Annotated in this window: 1 protein-coding gene; it reads left to right on the forward strand. The window is 63.4% G+C overall.

All coding sequences use genetic code 11. The annotated features are described in order from the left end of the window. Nucleotides 1-248: TonB-dependent receptor (locus HKX41_11330; GenBank protein ID NNC24723.1), on the forward strand; the 248-nt coding region annotated here is incomplete at its 5' end. Nucleotides 249-276: the final 28 nt, after the last annotated feature.

Here is a 276-nt window from a genome sequence, read left to right on the forward strand (position 1 = left end):
ACATCGGCAAGGCCGACGACATCAACGCCGCGCGCGGCGACATCGGCGACCATGCGCCGAGCGTGGCCTACCACAACGTGCAGTTGAAGTACTCGCCGGTCAAATCCTGGGACGTGTCGTTCGGCATCGACAATCTGTTCGACAAGCAGCCGCCCTTCATCCAGAGCTACACCGACGCCAATACCGACACCATGACCTACGACTTGCTGGGTCGGCGCTGGTATGCGCGCCTGGGTTATCGCTGGTAATCGACGCAGCCGGCCGCATCGGCGCGCG

The sequence above is a fragment of the Salifodinibacter halophilus genome (assembly GCA_012999515.1).
Classification (GTDB): Bacteria; Pseudomonadota; Gammaproteobacteria; order Nevskiales; family Salinisphaeraceae; genus Salifodinibacter; species Salifodinibacter halophilus.